Annotated in this window: 18 protein-coding genes; 12 read left to right on the top strand and 6 right to left on the bottom strand. The window is 66.4% G+C overall.

The annotated features are described in order from the left end of the window. Positions 1 to 185 precede the first annotated feature (185 nt). From R2834_04640 to R2834_04620, 5 genes are all read right to left on the bottom strand, one after another. Positions 186 to 1,406, bottom strand: a complete 1,221-nt coding sequence (locus R2834_04640) for a DUF5777 family beta-barrel protein (protein MEZ4699595.1) — start codon at positions 1,404 to 1,406, stop codon at positions 186 to 188. Positions 1,407 to 1,642: 236 nt separating this feature from the next. Further along, on the bottom strand, positions 1,643 to 2,572 hold the full coding sequence (locus R2834_04635) for a glyoxylate/hydroxypyruvate reductase A (protein ID MEZ4699594.1): 930 nt from the start codon (positions 2,570 to 2,572) through the stop codon (positions 1,643 to 1,645). 14 nt (positions 2,573 to 2,586) lie between these two features. Continuing rightward, a complete protein-coding gene (locus R2834_04630) occupies positions 2,587 to 2,826 on the bottom strand; it encodes a hypothetical protein (protein ID MEZ4699593.1) in 240 nt (79 codons plus the stop codon). A gap of 122 nt (positions 2,827 to 2,948) precedes the next feature. Continuing rightward, a complete protein-coding gene (locus tag R2834_04625) occupies positions 2,949 to 3,947 on the bottom strand; it encodes a tocopherol cyclase family protein (GenBank protein ID MEZ4699592.1) in 999 nt (332 codons plus the stop codon). Between the two features lie 4 nt (positions 3,948 to 3,951). Then, a complete protein-coding gene (locus R2834_04620; protein ID MEZ4699591.1) occupies positions 3,952 to 4,824 on the bottom strand; it encodes a pseudouridine-5'-phosphate glycosidase in 873 nt (290 codons plus the stop codon). A gap of 110 nt (positions 4,825 to 4,934) precedes the next feature. Here R2834_04620 and R2834_04615 point away from each other — a divergent pair, with 110 nt between their 5' ends. The 12 genes from R2834_04615 (at position 4,935) to R2834_04560 (ending at position 18,291) form a co-directional block, all read left to right on the top strand. Next, a complete protein-coding gene (locus R2834_04615; protein ID MEZ4699590.1) occupies positions 4,935 to 5,801 on the top strand; it encodes a hypothetical protein in 867 nt (288 codons plus the stop codon). A 4-nt stretch (positions 5,802 to 5,805) separates the two neighbouring features. Continuing rightward, positions 5,806 to 6,762, top strand: coding sequence for a pyridoxal-phosphate dependent enzyme (locus R2834_04610; protein MEZ4699589.1), 957 nt, complete (start codon positions 5,806 to 5,808; stop codon positions 6,760 to 6,762). A gap of 135 nt (positions 6,763 to 6,897) precedes the next feature. Then, complete coding sequence (locus tag R2834_04605; protein ID MEZ4699588.1) at positions 6,898 to 7,974, top strand: bifunctional oligoribonuclease/PAP phosphatase NrnA; 1,077 nt, start codon at positions 6,898 to 6,900, stop codon at positions 7,972 to 7,974. Then, the gene (locus tag R2834_04600) at positions 7,974 to 9,476 is read left to right on the top strand and encodes a leucyl aminopeptidase (protein ID MEZ4699587.1); all 1,503 of its coding nucleotides are present in this window, start codon (positions 7,974 to 7,976) and stop codon (positions 9,474 to 9,476) included. The genes R2834_04605 and R2834_04600 overlap by 1 nt, the downstream gene beginning before the upstream one ends. Positions 9,477 to 9,533: 57 nt before the next feature. Next, entirely contained in the window at positions 9,534 to 10,553 is a 1,020-nt protein-coding gene (gene pdxA, locus R2834_04595) for a 4-hydroxythreonine-4-phosphate dehydrogenase PdxA (protein MEZ4699586.1), read from the top strand. Between the two features lie 49 nt (positions 10,554 to 10,602). Next, complete coding sequence (locus R2834_04590; GenBank protein MEZ4699585.1) at positions 10,603 to 11,364, top strand: class I SAM-dependent methyltransferase; 762 nt, start codon at positions 10,603 to 10,605, stop codon at positions 11,362 to 11,364. A gap of 182 nt (positions 11,365 to 11,546) precedes the next feature. Next, positions 11,547 to 12,230, top strand: a complete 684-nt coding sequence (locus tag R2834_04585; protein ID MEZ4699584.1) for an ATP-binding cassette domain-containing protein — start codon at positions 11,547 to 11,549, stop codon at positions 12,228 to 12,230. A gap of 228 nt (positions 12,231 to 12,458) precedes the next feature. Further along, the gene (locus R2834_04580; protein ID MEZ4699583.1) at positions 12,459 to 14,168 is read left to right on the top strand and encodes an amino acid carrier protein; all 1,710 of its coding nucleotides are present in this window, start codon (positions 12,459 to 12,461) and stop codon (positions 14,166 to 14,168) included. Between the two features lie 10 nt (positions 14,169 to 14,178). Beyond that, on the top strand, positions 14,179 to 14,820 hold the full coding sequence (gene upp, locus R2834_04575) for a uracil phosphoribosyltransferase (protein ID MEZ4699582.1): 642 nt from the start codon (positions 14,179 to 14,181) through the stop codon (positions 14,818 to 14,820). A 303-nt stretch (positions 14,821 to 15,123) separates the two neighbouring features. Beyond that, positions 15,124 to 15,318 carry a hypothetical protein gene (locus R2834_04570; GenBank protein MEZ4699581.1) on the top strand — a complete coding sequence of 65 codons (195 nt, stop codon included), beginning with the start codon at positions 15,124 to 15,126 and terminating at the stop codon, positions 15,316 to 15,318. A 448-nt stretch (positions 15,319 to 15,766) separates the two neighbouring features. Further along, positions 15,767 to 17,680: a Na+/H+ antiporter NhaC family protein gene (locus tag R2834_04565; GenBank protein MEZ4699580.1), complete on the top strand. Its 1,914-nt coding sequence runs from the start codon at positions 15,767 to 15,769 to the stop codon at positions 17,678 to 17,680. Continuing rightward, on the top strand, positions 17,677 to 18,291 hold the full coding sequence (locus R2834_04560) for a GDSL-type esterase/lipase family protein (GenBank protein MEZ4699579.1): 615 nt from the start codon (positions 17,677 to 17,679) through the stop codon (positions 18,289 to 18,291). Before R2834_04565 ends, R2834_04560 begins: the two co-directional genes overlap by 4 nt. Here the strand turns inward: R2834_04560 and R2834_04555 are convergent. After that, positions 18,272 to 19,096 carry an ABC transporter permease subunit gene (locus R2834_04555; GenBank protein ID MEZ4699578.1) on the bottom strand — a complete coding sequence of 275 codons (825 nt, stop codon included), beginning with the start codon at positions 19,094 to 19,096 and terminating at the stop codon, positions 18,272 to 18,274. The two genes, R2834_04560 and R2834_04555, sit on opposite strands and share 20 nt — an antisense overlap. Position 19,097: the final 1 nt, after the last annotated feature.

The following is a 19,097-nucleotide window of genomic DNA, read 5'->3' as shown; positions in this document are numbered from 1 at the left end:
TCGCGTCATCCCTCCATCCCTCGTGATCCTCAATCACGTTGAGGACCATCCTCAATCAAGTTGAGGACCATCCTCAATCAAGTTGAGGACCATCCCCAATCACGTTGAGGACCATCCCCAATCACGTTGAGGACCATCCCCAATCACGTTGAGGACCATCCTCAATCACGTTGAGGACTCGCGGGTCAGTTCAGCACGCGGAAGATATTGAACCCGAGGCGGACGTCGCCTTTGGTGAGGTCGAGGTCGCCGCCGCGGAGGTACTGGTCGGCGGTGAGGCCGACGGTGTTGCTGAGGACGATCTGGAAGACGTGGCCGGCGGTCGCGATCTCGAAGCCGGCGCCGGCGCTGTCGAACCGGATGTCGTTACCGAACGTCAGGCTCCGGGTGTAGCCCGAAACGATGGGCACCCACTCGGCCACAACGGCCATCCGGCCTTTGAACCGCCAGCGGCCGCCCAGGCCGACGGTCACGAGCACGGGCTCGTCCGCCACGGTCTCCACCGGGTTCGTCGTGATGCCCGGCACGACGGCGAGGCCGAACTGGTCGCCGATTGCGCGGGTCAGGGAAACCTGCCCGGTGAACTTCATCACCTCCTTGCGGAATCGATCCAGCTCCGGCTCCTTCTGGCTCGCCCAGTTGCCGGTGGCGACCACGTTGACGCCCACCGGCCAGCCGCCGGCTTCCTGCGCCTTCACCTTGTAGCGCCCGTACAATTCCACGTTATCCCCCACATTGCTGCGCGCGAGGCCGAGCAGGAACTGGTCGGTCACCGAATACCCGAGGTGCAGGTAGATGATGCCGCTGCCGTCGAGGCCGTACAGGGCGTCGTAGCCGTCGTTGATGCGGGGGTTGAAGCGGTGGGAAATCTGAAAGAGGATGTTGCCCTTCGCCAGCGCGCGGTCCGTAGGCAGGTTGACGATGCGCCATCCCGGGAACGCCAGGGGCTCCGCCCTGGGTGCCGCCGCCTTGCGCGCCTCGTCGACGCCGCCGAGGCTGCGGATCCAGTCTTCCACCAGACCGATCTCCGCCGGCGTGAGTTTGTCGCCCGTCATGGGCATCTGCAGCCCGATGATGCCGGGGTCGCCCTTGAGCTTCATGATCAGGTAGCTGCTCGCGGGGTCTCCGGGGACGATGCGCTTGAGTTCCGGACGCTCCATGCTGGCTTCGCCGACGGTCGAGGCGTAAAAATTATCCGGCTGGAGGTTCATGTTCATCTGCGCGATCGGGGCGCTATGGCAGCCGGCGGCGGTGCAGGAACGGTTGAACAGCTCGGAGACACGGGCCTCCAGGTCGGCCGACTGCCCCACTGCGGGGGCGGTGATGCCAAGGGCGAGGAAAAGGCTCAGGTACAGCGCTGCGAGACGGGACACACGCGGGGCGCGAACGGTATCGGTGGTTTGCATAAAACGTGGTACGATAAGGGAGATGAATATGAAGAAGTTGGAATCGTCGATGTGGCCATTCGGTGCCGGCCAGACCTGCGGTACATCCATGCGTAATCGTTGTCTTGTAATCGGCACACACGCCTCGGCTCGCGGCATCTTCATTTCGTTTTTGTATGTACATCAAGCCGCGGGTGTGCCTACTCGGTGCTTCGGAAAAAATCGAGTTCGCGTGGTGTCGGGCCCCCGGGGCGCGGTCAGTAGGCGCGCTCGAGGTCGACCGGAAACGTCAGCGCCCGGCCGGCGAGGGCGGAGCGGTAGTCGGCGACGACCTGCGGCGCCGCGGAGACGGGGTTGGTGATGCTCGCGATATGCGGCGTGACGGTGATCGCGGGGTGCGTCCAGAACGGATGCGCCGCCGGCAGCGGTTCTTCGTTGAAGACGTCGAGCCAGGCGCCGGCCAGCCGGCCGGCCTCCAGGGCCGCCGTCAGATCGGCCTCGACGAGGTGCCCGCCCCGCGCGGCGTTGATCAGATATGCGCCCCGCGGCAGGCGGTCAAACAGGGATCGATCCAGGATGCCGCGCGTCCGGCCCGTCAGCGGCAGCAGGCAGACGAGCGCCCGGCAACGGGGCAGCATTCGGTCGAGACCGGCCTCGCCGGTGAACGTCTCGAACGGGGCGTCGGGTTTGGGGGAGGTGCTCCAGCCGAGCACGGGGTAGCCCAGGGCCCGGAGCACGCGGGCGGCATCCATCCCCATCGCGCCCAGACCCAGCAGCCCAACGGGCCACTCGCCGGCCGGCGCATACGCTTCGGGCTGCCAGCGGCGTTCGGCCTGGTGCTGCCGGTATCCCGCGAAACCCCGGTGCGCGTCGAGCACGGCGGCCGCGACGTACTGGCTCATGCCGGCGACGAGCTGGGGATCGACGATGCGGCCATACGCCGGCCCCGCGGGGAGCGCGTCGTCGGTCAGGAAATGGTCGATGCCGGCGCCGAGGGAGAGGACGGCTTTCAGGTTCGGGTAGCGGCGCAACACGCCGGCCGGATGTTTCCAGGTGACGGCCATCGCGACGTCCTCGGGCGGCCCGTCGTCCGGCCAGATGCGGAGGTCGATTTCGGGCGCGACCGCGTGGAGGGCGTCGACCCACGCCGTCATGGCGCGGTTGGGGCAGACAAAGACGAGGGGCATGGGGGGAGATGGGCTCAGTCGGTATGCTCCTGCCGGCTCGGCTCCGGCGGCGAGGGCTGGGGCAGGTCGGACACCGTACCTTTTTCCTCCAGGGCGGTCAGGCGTGCCAGCATGAGGATCAGGCCGAGGCTCAACGCCAACGCGCCGAGGCCGGCCGCGATGCGCAGCACGAAGAGGTCGGAACCGGCGAACAGGGCGATCCAGAGCGGACCTATTGCGAGCAGAAAGGGCACGAGCCGCCGGGATCTGGTCATGCGCGAATCGGTTTGCGGGACTTGCATCGAAAAAGATGACGTGGAGCCCGACGTCTGGCGCGGGGTCCGCGAAAGGTTATAGAATACAGCAGCCGGCGGGCTATTGCCACCTCGTGCGAGATTCATGCCACCCGGGGCAAGCCGAGCAGTTTTTTCAGCCTGGGCAGATCGCCCTGTACTTCCAGCGCGCCCTGCGTGCTCCGTCCCGCGTAGATAGGGCGTCCGTCGCGTTCGGTCAGCCTGACGGTCAGGGGCGCGGCGAGGCACTCGTCCACCCGGGGCATCATGTCGTCGGGACCCGGCGCGAAGAGCCGGACGGTCGGGCCGCGCTCCGCCTCGACCTCCAGCCGGTGCCGGCGGTCCTCCGCGACGAGGCGCACCCGATCCGGCGAGACGTCCAGCGTCCGGACGCGCGCGCCGGTGTAGGTCGTGAAGCGGTACAGCCGGCCCTCGTGGCGCAGGCCGACGATCGAGCCGCCGAAGGTGGTGCCGACGAACGGGATGATGGCGACCGACGCCGACAGGCTCACGCCGGCTTCGGGGAAATGGTTGCCCTGCATCCACACCCACGACGCCGGGAAGTTGCGCCCCCAGTCTTTCTCGATATAGCCGCGCCCACCGGTGAGGTCCACGCGCTCCCCACCGAGGTCGAGCGCGCCGTCGATCAGGTGGTCCATGCTTACGACGCCGTGGAAGCACTCCATGAACGGCATGTACGCATACCACCCCATGACGCCGGGCGCCGCGAGCGTGACGGGCCACGGCGCGAGCCCGCTGAAGGCCAGTTCGCCGCGCCACGGCGCGTCGCCGGCCAGGTCGAGGCGCAGTCCTTCCGCCGAAAAGGTGTTGGGCCCGATGCGGATCGCAAAGCGGTCCGCGTCCGCCGAGAAGTCGGATAGCGGGTACCGCGTCATCCCGACGCGCTGCGTCTGCCCGTCGACGGTCATGACGAAGGCGTACCGGTTCGCGCCGGACCGGCTCATGAACACCCCCGGGATGACGGCGAGGAGGCGGCCGGCACCCGCGTCGGCGAGCTTGAAGTACCATCCCTCGAAGAATCCCTTCCGGGCGCGATGGCCGTGGTAACGGTCGGGGTCGAGCCAGGCCTGGAACGAGCGCATGGGGTTAGCCGGCGAGCGCTACGGCGAGGCGGGCCGCCACGCCGGCGTTGTGCAGCAGCAGGGCCAGATTGGCCTCGCGCGACCGGCCTTCGGTGAGGGCGGCCACCGCCGCGAGCAGGTACGGCGTGGCGTCCGCGGCGCGGATGCCGCGAGCCTCGGCCTCGCGGACGGCGGTTTCGATGGCCGGCTCGACGTCCTTTCGCGCCAGCGCGGCCTCTTCGGGCACCGGGACCACGACGAGCGTGGCCGCCGGCAGATCCAGGCTTCGGCGGGCGCGGACGATCTCCGCGATGGCCTCGACGCTGTCGCACCGCACGTCGACCGGCAGGCCGCTGTCGGTGTAATAAAACCCCGGCATCGTGTCGGTTTGATACCCCACCACCGTCACCCCGCGCGTTTCGAGCTGCTCGCGGGTGGCGGCGAGATCGAGGATGGCCTTGGGGCCGGCGCAGACGATCGTCATCGGGATGCGACCCAGGGCGTCGAGGTCGTTGCTCACGTCGTGCGAGGCGCCGGCGCCCGGCACCACGCGGTGCACCCCGCCGATGCCGCCGGTGGCGAATACCTCGATGCCGGCGCGGTGTGCCAGCCACATCGTGGCCGACACCGTCGTTCCGCCGTGCGCCCGCCGGGCGAGCGCCGCCGGCAGATCCCGCATGCTCACCTTCAGCGCGCCGGCGGTCGTCGCAAGCGCGTCGAGTTGCGCCGGCGACAGCCCCACGATGGGTTCGCCGGCGATGATGCCGATCGTCGCCGGCGTCGCGCCGTGCGCGGCGACGTTCGCCTCCATCTGCCGGGCGAGACGCGCGTTGTGGGGATGGGGGAGACCGTGGGTGATGACGGTGGATTCGAGGGCGACGCGGGCGGTGTTCGGCATGGGCGGGCGTGAGTTTGGAGCGTGCGAGAAAAGCCCGGGCCGGGACACTTTGTTCCAGTCTTTCGTTATCTTGCTTCGCCGTCGCGCTCGTTCGCTTTACCCCACGCGCCATGCTTCAGGATCTTCTCACCCACTGGCAAACGCTCGGTCAGATTTCGCCCCGCTATCTGATCGGCGCGCGTTTGCAGCTGCACTGGGCGGCCCAGGTGCCGGCTTCGCTGGGCTTCACGTATGTGCCCCCTGAACCCGATTTCAGCCACACGAGTCTTTTCAGCCGGGTAGACACCGGCGTGGCCCGCCTGGTGAGCCAGCCCGTGCTCGGCGGCATCCGCGCGTCCATCCGCGTGGCCGATCTTACGCTCGAACTCATCGATGCCACCGACGCGTTCGTCGATCGCCTGCATCTCCACGGGCGCACGCTCGACGAAGCCTACGAATGGCTCACGGGGGCCCTGTATGCGCGGACCGGCGTGGCGCACGCGCTCGTCCGCCCCGATCACACGCTGCCCGATCACCCGGTCGCTTCCGGGGCCCCGTTCCTCTACGGCGAGAGCCTCGAATTCGACGCGCTGGAGCGGTGGTTTGTCGATGCGCATGCGCTGCTGCATCACTTGCGCGACGCCCACGATCCGGGCGCGGCGGTGCGGTGCTGGCCGCATCATCTCGACATGGCCTTCCTCATCGCGCTCGACCCCGACGCGGCGCCCGAGGAGGCGCGCAGCGTGGGGGTCGGGATGTCGCCGGGCGATGCCGCCTACACCCAGCCCTATTTTTACGTCAACCACTGGCCGCGCCACGCCGGCGATGCGCTTCCCCCGCTGCCTGTCGGGCAGTGGCACCGCAACGGATGGCTCGGCGCGGCGCTCACGGGCGAGCGGCTCATCGAGGCCCGCAGCACCGCGGCGCAGGTCGATACCGCGCTCCGCTTCTTCGATGCCGCCATCGAGGCCAGCATGCGGCTGCTTCCGGAGGATTGACCCCATGCCGATCACGCTCGGAGCGATCGAAGCCGCGGCGGAACGCATCCGGCCCTACATCTGGGAAACCCTGCTCGAGCCCGCCCCGGCGATCGGCCGGGATGTCGGCGCCGAGGTGCATCTCAAGATGGAGTGCCTCCAGATCACCCGCTCGTTCAAGGTGCGCGGCGCGCTCAACGCCCTGATGCAAACCCCGGCCGGCGTCCCCGTCGTCACGGCCTCCACCGGCAATCACGGGCTGGCGATGGCCTACGGCATGGCGAAGCTGGGCCGGCAAGGCGCCATCGTGCTGCCCGAAACCGTGAGTCCTCAGAAGCGGGCTCTCCTCGAGGCGATGGGCGCGCAGCTGCGGTTTCACGGGACCGACAGCGTCGAGACCGAGCGGTTCGCGCGGGACGAGGCGACGCGGACCGGCGCCGTCTTCATCTCACCCTATAACGATCCCGACGTGGTCTGCGGGCAGGGCACGATCGGCCTGGAGATCCTGGCCCGGCTGGGGAGCGTCGATCGGGTTTTCGTGCCGGTAGGCGGCGGCGGCCTGATATCCGGTATTGCGGCCTGTCTGAAGGCCGCGCACCCTGCGGCGCGCATCGTGGGCTGCCTGCCGGCGAACTCGCCCGTCATGAAGGTCTCCGTCGAGTGCGGCCGCATCGTCGACATGCCCACCGAGCCCACGCTGAGCGACGGGACGGCCGGCGGCATCGAGGCCGGCGCGATCACGTTCGACCTCTGCGCGAAATGGGTCGACGACTGGGTGGCGGTCGACGAAGCCGCCATCGCCTCGGCCATGAAGCGGCTGTTCTACGAGCACCGCGTCGTGGTGGAGGGCGCCGCCGGGGTGGGGCTCGCCGGCCTGCTCGCCTACGCCGCCGCCAGCCCGATGCCCGCGGGCGCCCGCGCCGTGGTCGTGTTGTGCGGCGGAAATATCGATATGGCCCGGTTTCGGGACGTGGTGGGATGACGGCCCCGGCGCCGGTTTTTGGTGAGGATTCCCAGAACATTACGCGGCGGCACCGGAAGCACGGGGCGGTGAACGAACAAAATCAAGGGGATTGCGTTCATGAGGGGCTGAAAATTTTGGGGCAAACGTGGACGTATGATCGATCAGTTTCTAGCCGGCCTGCTGGCCGGCCAGCATGTAGTGATAACGACCCATGTGCGGCCGGATGGCGATGCCATCGGTTCGCAACTGGCGCTCGGGTTGTTCTTGCAGAAGTTGGGCAAAACGGTCGAGATGATAAACAGCGACCCGCCTCCCATGAACCTGGGATGGCTGCCCGGGGTGCGCGAAATCCAGACGTTCGACCAGTCGCTCGCCCAGCGTGAGCGCATCGACCGCGCGGATACGATCATCGTCGTCGACACGAACGCCATCGACCGGGTAGGCCAGATGGCCGGCCCGATCCGTGGCAGCTCCGCGCGGAAGGTCCTCATCGACCATCACACCGGGCCCGAGCAGTGGTTTGATGCGATGTACGTGCGGGATACGGCCTCGTCGGCCGGCGAGCTGGTCTACGAACTCATCGCGCACCACGACGCCGATCTCATCGACGCCTCGATCGCGACGCCGCTCTACGCGGCCATCCTCACGGACACCGGCTCGTTCCGGTTCAGCTCCGTCACGCCGGCCGTGCACCATATCGTCGGCGATCTCATCGCACGGGGATCGCTGTCGCCGGCCGAGATCTACACCGCCATCTACGAATCGCGCTCGGCCGAAAGTCTGCGGCTGCTGGCCCAGGTGCTGGGCACCCTGACGCTGCGGTACCAGGGCACCGTCGGCTACATCGTCATCTCCCAGCGCATGCTGAACGAGACCCGGGCGGATTCCGAAGAGGCCGACGGATTTGTCAACTACGCCATGTCGATCGAAGGCGTACGCGTGGCCGTGATGTTTCTCGAAACGGCCCGCGGGATCAAGATCAGCTTCCGGTCGCGCGGTGAGACGCACGTGCACGAGTGGGCGCGCTCCCTCGGCGGCGGCGGCCATCGCAACGCCTCGGGCGCGTTCGTCGAACGGCGTCCGCTCGACGATGTCATCGCCGAGACCCTGGAGCGCGCGCCCCGATTCATCGACGTTCCCGCCGACCACACCGGCGACGGCGAACTGGACGGCGAAGACGCGTCCTACTACTCCTCACTTCTAGCCAGTAAGTCGCACAGACCGCGGTGATGAAAGTCTCTGTTACCACCATTCCCTTTAGCGAGCTGGATGTAGACCTGCTTCTGGTCCCCGTCTCCAAGGATGATTTCAACGATACCGTCGCCGCGCTCAAGACCGCCTTCGGCGAGTCGGTAAGCCGGGCGCTTTGCGACTTCGACGGCGAGCTGTCGAAGAGCGTGGTGCTCTATCCCGAGAAGGCCCGCGCGCGCCGGCTGGCGCTGCTCGGCCTCGGCGAAAAACGCGCGGCCGAACCCGAAACGATCCGCACCATGGCGGCTCAGGGCGCCTCCATGGCGGTCGAGCGCCAGGCGGAGACCGTGGCGTTCGTGATCCCGAACGCCGGCCTCGACCCGGAAACGACGAGCCAGGCCCTCGTCGAGGGCTTCCTGCTGGGTTCGTACCGCTACCTCTATTACAAGACGCAGGAGGAGGCGAAGACGAAAGAAATCCAGCGTCTCGTCCTTCACGTGAGCGACGCCGAAAAAACCTGCCGGCTCGGCGCCGAGCGCGGCCGGGTCATCGCCGAAAGCGTGATGTCGGCGCGCGACCTCATCAACCTGTCGCCGGACGAGAAGACGGCCACCGCTCTGGCCCGCGCGGCCGAAAAGTCGGCCAAGAAACACGGCTACGACGCCTGGGTCTGGGACAAGGCCCTCATCGAGGAAGAAAAGATGGGCGGCCTCCTCGCCGTCAACAAGGGCAGCCTCGAACCGCCCACCTTCACCGTGCTCACGTGGGAGCCGGAAAACCCGGTCAACCAGCGCCCGATCGTGCTCGTCGGCAAGGGGGTCGTGTACGACACGGGCGGCCTGTCGCTCAAGCCGACGAAGGACTCCATGGATTACATGAAGTCCGACATGAGCGGCGCCGCGGCCGTCATCGGCACCTTCGAGGCCGTCGCCCGGCTCGAACTGCCGGTGCACCTGATCGGGTTGATCCCCTCGACCGACAACCGGCCCGGCCAGCAGGCCTACGTGCCGGGCGAGGTGGTGCGGATGCACTCCGGCGCCACCGTCGAGGTGCTCAACACCGACGCCGAGGGTCGCATGATCCTGGCCGACGCGCTCAGCTATGCGAAGACGTACAAGCCGGAGCTGGTGATCGACATCGCCACGCTGACCGGCGCCGCCGTAATCTCGCTCGGCAAAGACGTCGCCGCCGTGATGACGAACGAAGGGGAGGGGGCGCAGAGCCGGATCGAGATGATCGAGGAAGCCGGCCAGCGCAGTGGCGACCGCGTGCATCGCATGCCGATGTTCGCCGACTTCAAGCGCGCGCTTCAGAGCGACGTCGCCGACCTGAAAAACGTAGGCGGCCGCGAGGCCAGCTCGATCACCGCCGCGAAATTCCTCGAGCACTTCGTCGACTACCCCTGGATCCATCTGGACATCGCCGGCCCGGCGTTTCTGCACGAGGCCAAGTCCTACCGGACGAAGGGGGGCACCGGCTTCGGCGTGCGGCTGCTCGTGGAGTACCTCCGCACGATCGCGAGCCCCAAAAAACGGCGCTGACGCCGTACGACGTGCTTTAACCCGGCGCCTGACCGGCGCGTTCATATAGAAGTGTCCATGGAACGTCCGCGGATTGCCGTGACCATGGGAGATCCAAACGGGATCGGACCGGAAGTGGTTCTGAAGACCCTGATGGATTCCCGGATATTGAAGTACATCGATCCGATCGTCGTGGGCTCTGTCGCCGTGATGCGGTATTACGCCGGCCTCGTACCGATGCACCCCGACCAGATCGTCGAAGTGTCCGACCTGTCGGAAGCGGGCCCGCCCCAGGGCGGCATCCGCGTGCTCGATGTGCTGGGCGGCGAGGAGCCCGCGATGCAGCTCGGCGAAATCACGGAAGCGGGGGGGCGTGTTTCGATGGCGGCGGTGGAAGCGGCGGTCGATCTGTGCCTCCAGGGGCGCGTCCAGGCGATGGTCACGGCGCCGATCTCCAAGGAGGCGATCGCGATGGCCGGCTATACGAACCGCGGCCACACCGAGTTCATCGCCCGGAAGACCGGCGTAGGCGGGCACACGATGATGATGGTGGCGGACCAGCTGCGCATCGGCCTCCTCACCGAACACATCGCCATCTCCGAGGTGCCGGCCCGGGTCACCGTCGACGCGATCCGGCAGAAGATCCAGCTCATCGGGCAATGCCTGGTGCGGGATTTCGGCGTCGAGCGGCCACGCATCGCGGTGCTCGGGCTCAACCCGCACGCCGGCGACGGCGGGCTCCTGGGGCGCGAAGAGCTCGAAACCATCCTGCCGGCGATAGAAGCCGCCTGCGAGGACGGATGCCACGCCTTCGGCCCCTTCCCCTCCGATGGTTTCTTCGCCATCGGGATGTACCGGAATTACGACGCCGTGCTGGCCATGTATCACGATCAGGGGCTCATCCCGTTCAAGACCCTGGCCTTCAGCACCGGCGTCAACTACACGGCCGGCCTCCCGATCATCCGCACGTCGCCGGACCACGGCACGGCGTTTAATATCGCCGGCCGGGGCGAAGCCGATCCCGGCAGCATGCGCAGCGCGGTGTTCCTCGCGCTCGACGTGGTCCGCCGGCGGTTGCGCGCCCCGGATGCGGCCTGACCCTCGTCCTGTTTCCTCATCTCATCTCTCTCCGCCTTTCCTTACCGTCATGAATCCGTCCGATATCGTCGAAGTAGCCCCCTACAGCGCCATCGCGCAGGGATACGATCTGATCATGGAGCACGTGTCCTACGAGTACTGGGCCACGTTCACGGACAAGGTGCTCCACGAACATCACGCCGAACCCCGGCGCATCCTGGAACTGGGCTGCGGCACGGGATCGTTCGCCGTGGCCCTGCAGCCGCTGCGCGATTACGAATATGTCGGGACCGACCGTTCGCCCGAGATGATCGAGCAGGCGCGCTGGAAGGCCGAGGTCGAGGAGATCCCGGCGCAGTTCGAGGTGCAGGACTTCACCGATTACGCCTTCGATGAGCCGTTCGACGCGGCCGTGCTGCTGTACGACGGCCTCAACTACGTGCTCGACCCGTCCCGGCTCGAAGGGCTCTTCACCTGCACGTTCGCCGCGCTAAAGCCGGGTGGGCTCTTCTTCTTCGACCAGAGCACGCCGGCCAACTCGATCAACAACGAGGCGTTTTTCGAGGACGAGGGCGAGGAAGACGACTTTTCCTATGTCCGCGGGAGCCATTACGACCGCGAGACGCGCCTCCACACGACGACCTTCGAGGTCCATGCGAACGGGCGCTCGTATTTCGAGCGGCACGTCCAGCGTGCCTACACGATCGACGACGTGCGCGCGCCCGTGCTCAAGGCCGGCTTCGAGATCGTCTCCGCCTTCGACGGGTTCACGACGCAGGAGGCGAACGACGAATCCGAACGCGTGCACTGGATCGTCCGCCGGCCGGCCTGAGGCCGAATCCGCGCGTTCCCGGTTGCACATATTGTCGGCGAAGCCGAAACTTACGCTCCGTATGCGCAATTAACGCACAGGTTACGGCCCGCAACGGGCCCGCGATGTGCTACGCGCTCTGCCCTGGCGTGCCCGGACTCCTTTCACGCCGGCGCCCTACGATGACAAATCTCTGACGCAAGTTGATCGATTTTAAGAACGTATCCGTTTCGTACGAATTGCCGAATGGGTTGCGGCGGTCGGTGCTCGAAAACATCTCGATGACGATCAATCGGGGAGAACTGGTGTATCTGATCGGCCAGACGGGCAGCGGCAAGAGCACGCTGCTGCGCATGCTGTACATGGATCGCCTCCCCGATCAGGGCGTGACGCGCATCGGGGATTACCGGTCGGATACGATCAAGAGCCGCGACATCCCGTACCTGCGGCGTTCCCTGGGCGTCATCTACCAGGATTTTCAGCTCCTGCCGGACCGCACCGTGTACGACAACGTCGCCTTCGCGCTGCACGTCACCGGCAAGAAAGGCAACCTCGTCCGCTCGCGCACCATGCAGGTGCTCGCCCGCGTGGGGCTGTCGCACAAGAGCAAGCGCTTTCCCCACGAGATCTCCGGCGGCGAGCAGCAGCGCGTCTCCGTCGCCCGGGCCATCGTCAACGAACCCTGGATCCTGCTGGCCGACGAACCCACGGGCAACCTCGACCCCCGCGTCGCGGACGAAATCCACAAATTGCTCCTCAGCCTCAACCAGCAGGGGATGACCGTGCTGATGGCGACGCACGACTACCGCCTCGTCAAAAAATACCCCTCCCGCACGCTCGCGCTGATGAATCAGCAGGTGGTCGAAGTCCATCCCCAGTCGCTCTGACCGGTATTTGCTACCCAGTTTCAGGGACGCTATATTCCCTCACCTTTTTTCAGGTGTCTGCGGCACGTTCGTTAATTCCCACCAGGTATGACAACGAACGCGCCGTGTTTTGCATATAGGGGCGGATTCCTGCCCTTACATGTTGAGCCTGATCGCGCGTTCTGAACTCACCGCCATGGGCGTCCGGAGAGGGCGGTCACGGGGTATTAAAGCTTACCTGTAGTCCGTATGGAGCATCTGGAGCAGTTTATCGGATTCATGAACGGCCTGCTGGCGCCTGTCCTCGTGACGGCGCTGCTCGGCGTCGGGTTGATCCTCACGATTCGACTTGGTTTTATCCAGATTCGCAAGCTGGGGCACGGCTTTGCCGTTACGACGGGCAGGTACGACGACCCCGACACCCCCGGTGACGTTTCGCATTTCCAGGCGCTGACCACGGCGCTGTCGGCGACGGTCGGCATCGGCAACATCGCCGGCGTGGCGATCGCCATCCACTGGGGCGGCCCCGGCGCGCTGTTCTGGATGTGGATGACGGCGCTGCTGGGCATGGCCACGAAATACAGCGAGGTAACCCTCGCGCAGCATTTCCGCCAGGAGCTGCGGCCGGACGGGAAGAACTGGGCCGGCTCGGTCGCCGGCGGCCCGATGTACTACATCGAACACGGTCTGGCCAAGTACGGGAAAAAGGCTGCCAAGTACGTCGCCGTCTTCTTCGCCTGCGCGCTCATGCTGACGTCGTTCCTGACCGGCAACGCCATCCAGGCCAATACGCTCGCCACCCAGATGTACCACAACTTCGGGGTCTCCACGTGGATCACGGGGCTCATCACGGCCAGCCTGGTGGGCATCGTCATCATCGGCGGCATCCGGCGGATCGGCGCGGTGACGGGCGTGCTCGCTCCGGTCATGGCGTTCATCTACGTGCTCGGCGCGCTGATCATCATCTTCGCCAACCCCAACTCCATCGGGCACGCGTTCAGCACCATCTTCAGCGAGGCCTTCAACCCCTCGGCCGGCGTCGCCGGGACGGGCGTCGGGGTGTTTTTGCTCACCATGCAATATGGCGTGCAGCGAGGCCTGTTCTCGAACGAGGCCGGCCAGGGCTCCGCGCCCATCGCGCACTCGGCCGCTAAAACCGACGAGCCGGTGTCCGAAGGCGTCGTCGCGCTGCTCGAGCCGTTTATCGACACCATCATCATCTGCACCATCACGGGCATCGTCGTCGTGGGCACCGGCGTGTACAACGAGCGGGTCGAAACGACGCTGGAGCTAAACGACGGCAACATCTCGTTCGTGGAAGCCGGGCCCGATGGCGGCTTTACGTCCACCGCCACGCCGGGAAGCTGGCAGGTGGCGAACGGCGAACCCGTCGAGGCCGGCGGGGCGCTCCTCGCGTATTTCGATGTGCCGGTCGACGGGCTGTACACCGACGAGGCCCTCACGCAGCCGTTCAGCGGAACGCTCCTGCCGTCCGAAGCGCGCGCGGAAGACGCCAGCGGGCAGTCGTACACGACGCTCTACGGACGCGCCGTCCGAAGCAGTTCGCCCCTCACCACGCTCGCGTTCGAACGCGGCATGGAGCCGATGGGGCTCGGCTGGCTCGGGCGGTTGATCGTGCTCGTCTGCGTCATCCTCTTCGCGCTGTCCACGGCCATCAGCTGGAGCTACTACGGCGACCGGTGCGCGCACTACCTCTTCGGAGAAAAGGCCATCCTGCCGTACAAGACGGTCTATGTGATCATGCACTTCGTCGGCGCCACGCTGGCCGTGACCACCATCTGGGACCTCGGCGACGTGGCCCTCTCGCTGGTGACGATACCGAACGTCATCGCACTCCTGCTGCTCTCCGGGCTCGTGAAACAGCTGACCGACAGCTATTTCGAGCGCCGTGCGTGGGAAAAGGTCACTGTGAAGAAAAAAACCGGCGCCTCGGTCTAAGGACACCCCCGTGACATCGCGAACGTATCCCTTGCTCACGGTCGTCGAGCACCCCTTGCTGCAACGCGACCTGACCCTGCTGCGTGACCGGAGCACGACGCACGGGGTATTTCGCCAGAAGATGTCGGATGCGGCTGCGATGCTGGCCTATGAGGCCCTGCGCCGGCTCGAGGTGACGCCCGTCCCGATCGAGACGCCGCTCGAGCCGACGACCGGCTACCGGCTCGCGCGGGAGGTCACGGTCGTGGCGATCCTGCGCGCCGGACTCGGCATGGTCGACGCCTTTGTCCGCTACGTGCCCGAGGTGCGCGTCGGGCACCTGGGCATGTATCGGGACGAGGAGTCGCGCCGGCCGGTGCCGTACTACAGCAACATCCCGCCCGGCCTCGAATCGTCCGAGATCTTTGTCGTCGATCCCATGCTCGCGACGGGCGGGAGCGCCTGCGAAGCCATCGCCCACCTCAAACGCGCCGGCGGCACGCGGTTCACGTTTGTCTGCCTAGTGGCCGCCCCGGAAGGGGTCGAGGGGTTGTCCGAGACCCATCCCGACGTCCCCATCGTCGCCGCCGTGCTCGATCGCGCGCTCGACGAACGCGCCTTCATCCGCCCCGGTCTCGGCGACGCCGGTGACCGGACGTTCGGCACCCTCTAGCCGACGTCAACAGCGACCGGGCCGCTCCGGTAGGCGCCGATACGCGGCCGTATCAGAGTGGGACTCAGCCGAAATCCTTCCGTTGGGCCGTTCGGTGGCCTGTCGAATCGCGCTGCACTGACGGGTTTGATCTCTGCGGCGGGAGGGGATGCGACGGAGGGCTCGAAATAGAAGATGCTTATTTTGATTCGATTCGGGGCTTTTGGGCGGGTTCAGACGAAAATATGTCACAGAGCTGTGGCGATTGGGCACAGTACTTGTCATCGGGAATGACAGATCACCCACACAACCACGCTCTGAGTCATGCACCAGACCTTTCAGCCCATACAGGACCGCGCCCCGCTCTCGCTTCGTTTCAAGACGCGCATGAAAGACGGCTTCGCGCAGACCCAGGATTGCCTCCGCGCATCCCGGCTCGTCCTCGCCGGCAACACGATCGCCACGCCGCAGCCGGTTATGCAGGCGTTCAGCTCGCACTTTCGCGGCAGCGTCCGCTAGGACACGCCGCGCGTATCGCCCCTCTGATCCGTCTACCCCAGTACCTTTCGAACGGATCGCACGCTTTTCGGGACCTCTGGCTGGTGATTGCACACACGCCGTAGATCCCCGTCCTCGAGCCTGACGAGGACCCACGCACGCAACGTCCCGGGCCCGGGCAGCGCGTCACAGGTTATCCCATCTTCCTCTTGCGAGGACCGCTTCGACCCGTCTCCACAGGGCCTTCGCATGCTCGCCCTGGCACTGAGAAGCGTATGGGTGCATGGGGGCATTTTTACCGCAAAACCACCCACACCCCCACACCGCCATACTCCCACGCCCCCAAGCCGGGAGATGCTCACGTTTGAAGAGAATGCGACGGCCCTGCCCGTCTCCGCCGGCCTTGTGGAGATCGCGGTCGAATTCCCTATCTTACCTCGCTGTTTTTACCCACCAGTCCGATCACGTGATGCAGCGGGCAAGCTTCGTATTCTACCGGCTGCTGGCCGGCTTTTTCTTTTTCGCGATTACCGTATCCCCGGCGCAGGCGCAGGACGCGGCAGCCCTCCAGGCGCCGCAAGCCGTGCTATCCGGCATCCCGTTTACCGTCGAAGTCGATGCCGAGGTGGCCGACGGCGCGCTGGTGCGGGTGGCCGGCCGGGAATATGCGCTCACGCTCGACCCGGATGCGGCATCCGCCGTCAGCGATCCCATCACGTTGGACTCCGGAGGGATGGTATCCATTGCGCTCGTCCGTGACGGCGCCGTAATCCAGTCGATGGAGAAGCGCGTCATCCCCGGGTGGCTGGCCATCGTCCCGCCGCTGCTGGCCATCCTGATCGCCCTGATCTTCAAGCGGGTGATCCCCGCGCTGTTTCTCGGCATCTGGGTGGGGAGCTGGGCGGCGGCCGGCCTGTCGTTCGCCGGCATCTTCACCGGCCTGCTCGACACCGTCCAGGTCTACGTCCTCCACGCCCTCGCCGATACCGATCACGCGTCGATCATCATCTTCACCCTGATGATCGGCGGGATGGTGGGCATCATCTCCCGCAACGGGGGGACCCAGGGCATCGTGAACGGCATCGTGAGCTGGGCGAAGTCCGCGCAACGCGGGCAGGTCGCTACCTGGGTGCTCGGGATGGTGATCTTTTTCGATGACTACGCGAACACGCTCGTCGTCGGCAAGACGATGCGCCCGGTAACGGACAGCCTCAAGATCTCGCGCGAAAAGCTCGCCTACATCGTCGACTCGACGGCGGCGCCGGTGGCGAGCATCGCGCTGGCGACCACCTGGATCGGCTACGAGGTCGGCCTCATCGGCGACTCGGTGAGCCAGATCGACGGATTCAGCGAGTCGGCCTACTCGATCTTCCTTAACTCGCTCGGCTACAGTTTCTACCCCATTCTCGCCATCTACTTCGTGTTGATGGTCGCCCTGTTGCGGCGCGATTTCGGGCCGATGTACCGGGCCGAGCGGCGGGCCCGCACGACGGGCGCGGTCTCCCCGGTCGCCGAGAGCGCCACGGCGCAGGATGACGAGACGCGCGAGATCGCGCCCATCCCCGGAAAGCCGCAGCGCGCGTTTAATGCGATCATCCCGGTGACCGTGCTCATCCTCGGCGTCCTCGTCGGGCTGTACACGACGGGGGAGGGCGAGACCCTGCGCGACATCATCGGCAGCGCGGATTCCTACAAGTCGCTGATGGGCGGCTCGCTCGCGGGCGTGCTGGCGGCCATCCTCCTCTCCGTCGTACAGCGCATCCTCACCCTCGAGCAGACGATCGAGGCCTGGTACGCCGGCCTCAAATCGATGATGTTCGCCATGATCATCCTGCTGATGGCCTGGGCGCTGTCGTCGGTCACCGAGGTGCTGCATACCGCCGAATTCCTGGTCTCCATCCTCGGCGACGCGCTCGCGCCGGGCTTCATCCCCGCCCTCGTCTTCCTGCTGGCCGCCGCCACCGGTTTTGCGACCGGCTCCAGCTGGGGCGCGATGGGGATCCTCATGCCGCTCGTCCTTCCCCTCGCCTGGGCGGTGCTCCAGGTCAACGGCATGTCGGACCCGCAGCATTTCTACGTCATCTACTCCACGGTCGCCTGCGTGCTCGCCGGCTCCGTCTGGGGGGATCACTGCTCGCCGATCTCGGACACGACGATTCTCTCGTCGATGGCGTCGAGCTGCGATCACATCGAACACGTGCGGACCCAGCTGCCCTATGCATTGACGGTCGGTCTCGTGGCGGTCATGATCGGAACCATCCCCACGGGGTTCGGGCTGCCCTGGTGGGTGGCGCAGCTGGGAGGCGCCGTCATCCTCTTCCTGATTTTGCGGTATGTGGGGAAGGAGGTGGATGCGCCCCAGACCCGGGCCGGCGCGGCATGAAATGGCTAGCCCTGGGCGATTCGTATACGTGCGGCGAAGGCGTGGGGCGCGACGAAGCCTGGCCGGCGCTGCTTTCCCGCTGGCTGGCCGGCCAGGGGGTGACGGAGGTCGAGACCGAGGTGATCGCGCGGACGGGCTGGACGTCCGGTGAGTTACTGAGCGCCCTGGATGACGCCGCGCCGGAGGGACCGTTTGATCTGGTCACCCTGCTCGTCGGGGTCAACAACCAGTATCGAGGCCAGTCGATTTCGTCGTTTTCGGCGGACCTGTGCAGCCTGCTGGATCGGGCGGTCGAATGGGCCGGCGGCGCCGCGCGCCGCGTAGTGATGATTTCCATCCCCGACTGGGGCGCCACGCCGTTTGCCGACGGACGCGACCGGCGCGCGATCGCCGCCTCGATCGACGCCTTCAACCGCATCGCGGCGACCGTGGCGCGGAAGGGCGGGATCCCGTGGGTCGACATCACCGACATCAGCCGGCGCGGGGCGACTCGGCCGGCCTGGATGGCCGGCGACGGACTCCATCCCGGATCGCCCATGTATGCGGCGTGGGTAGACCGCATCGGGCCGGCGGCGCTCCGGGCCCTCGCCGTCAGTCCTGATCGCCCGTGAGCAGGTTCTCGCGCTGAAAGATCCGGGCCCCGACCACCAGCAGCACGGCGTCGATGATCCAGAAGCCGAGCCCCAGCAGCGCGACCATCCCGGTGCTGAAGTACATCACGCCCGACACCTGACCGACCAGCAATACGACGATCGGCAGCACGACGAAGCCGCCGAGCTGGAACGCCTCCTGGAAGCTCTGCACCCGGCTGGAGATCAGCACGGTCACCCCTAGCCCCATCGCCGCCACGGCCGGCGCCACCCAGAAGACCAGGATCATCCAGATCGCGTTCGGAAACAGCAGACGGTTGAGGATGGGCCAGGCCACCCAGTTGGAAATGGTAGCGTAGAGCACGAAACTGCCCAGCGAGACGGCCATCGCCGGCAGCCAAGCGGCCAGCAGCTTGCCGAAGAACAACTCGGCGTCGGTCGTCGGCGTGTACAGCAGCGCCTCCAGCGTCTTCCGCTCCTTCTCGCCCGCGAAGCTGTCCGCCGCCACGACGCTGGCGACCATGAGCGGCACCACCAGATAGAGCGGCGCGAGAAAATAGACCAGCACGAGGACGACCCACTTCTGCAGCTCCGAGTAGCCGGCGAGCTGATCCTGCAGGCCGGCGGACATCCAGTCCACGATCCGGGATAACGCCAGCACCGTCGCCTGCTCCGATTCGCCGAGCGACGGCGCGACGACGGCCAGGACGGGCAATAACACAAGAGACAAAATGGGTACGATGAGCATGGGGAGCAAAACCCCCCGGCTCTGCCCCACGATCTTCAAATCCCTGCGCACGAGCGCGACGACGGCGGAGATATGCATG

This window comes from Rhodothermales bacterium (assembly GCA_041391505.1).
Classification (GTDB): domain Bacteria; phylum Bacteroidota; class Rhodothermia; order Rhodothermales; family JAHQVL01; genus JAWKNW01.
The sequence above is the reverse complement of the archived record's forward strand: the minus strand, read 5'-3'. Positions and strand labels throughout refer to the sequence as shown.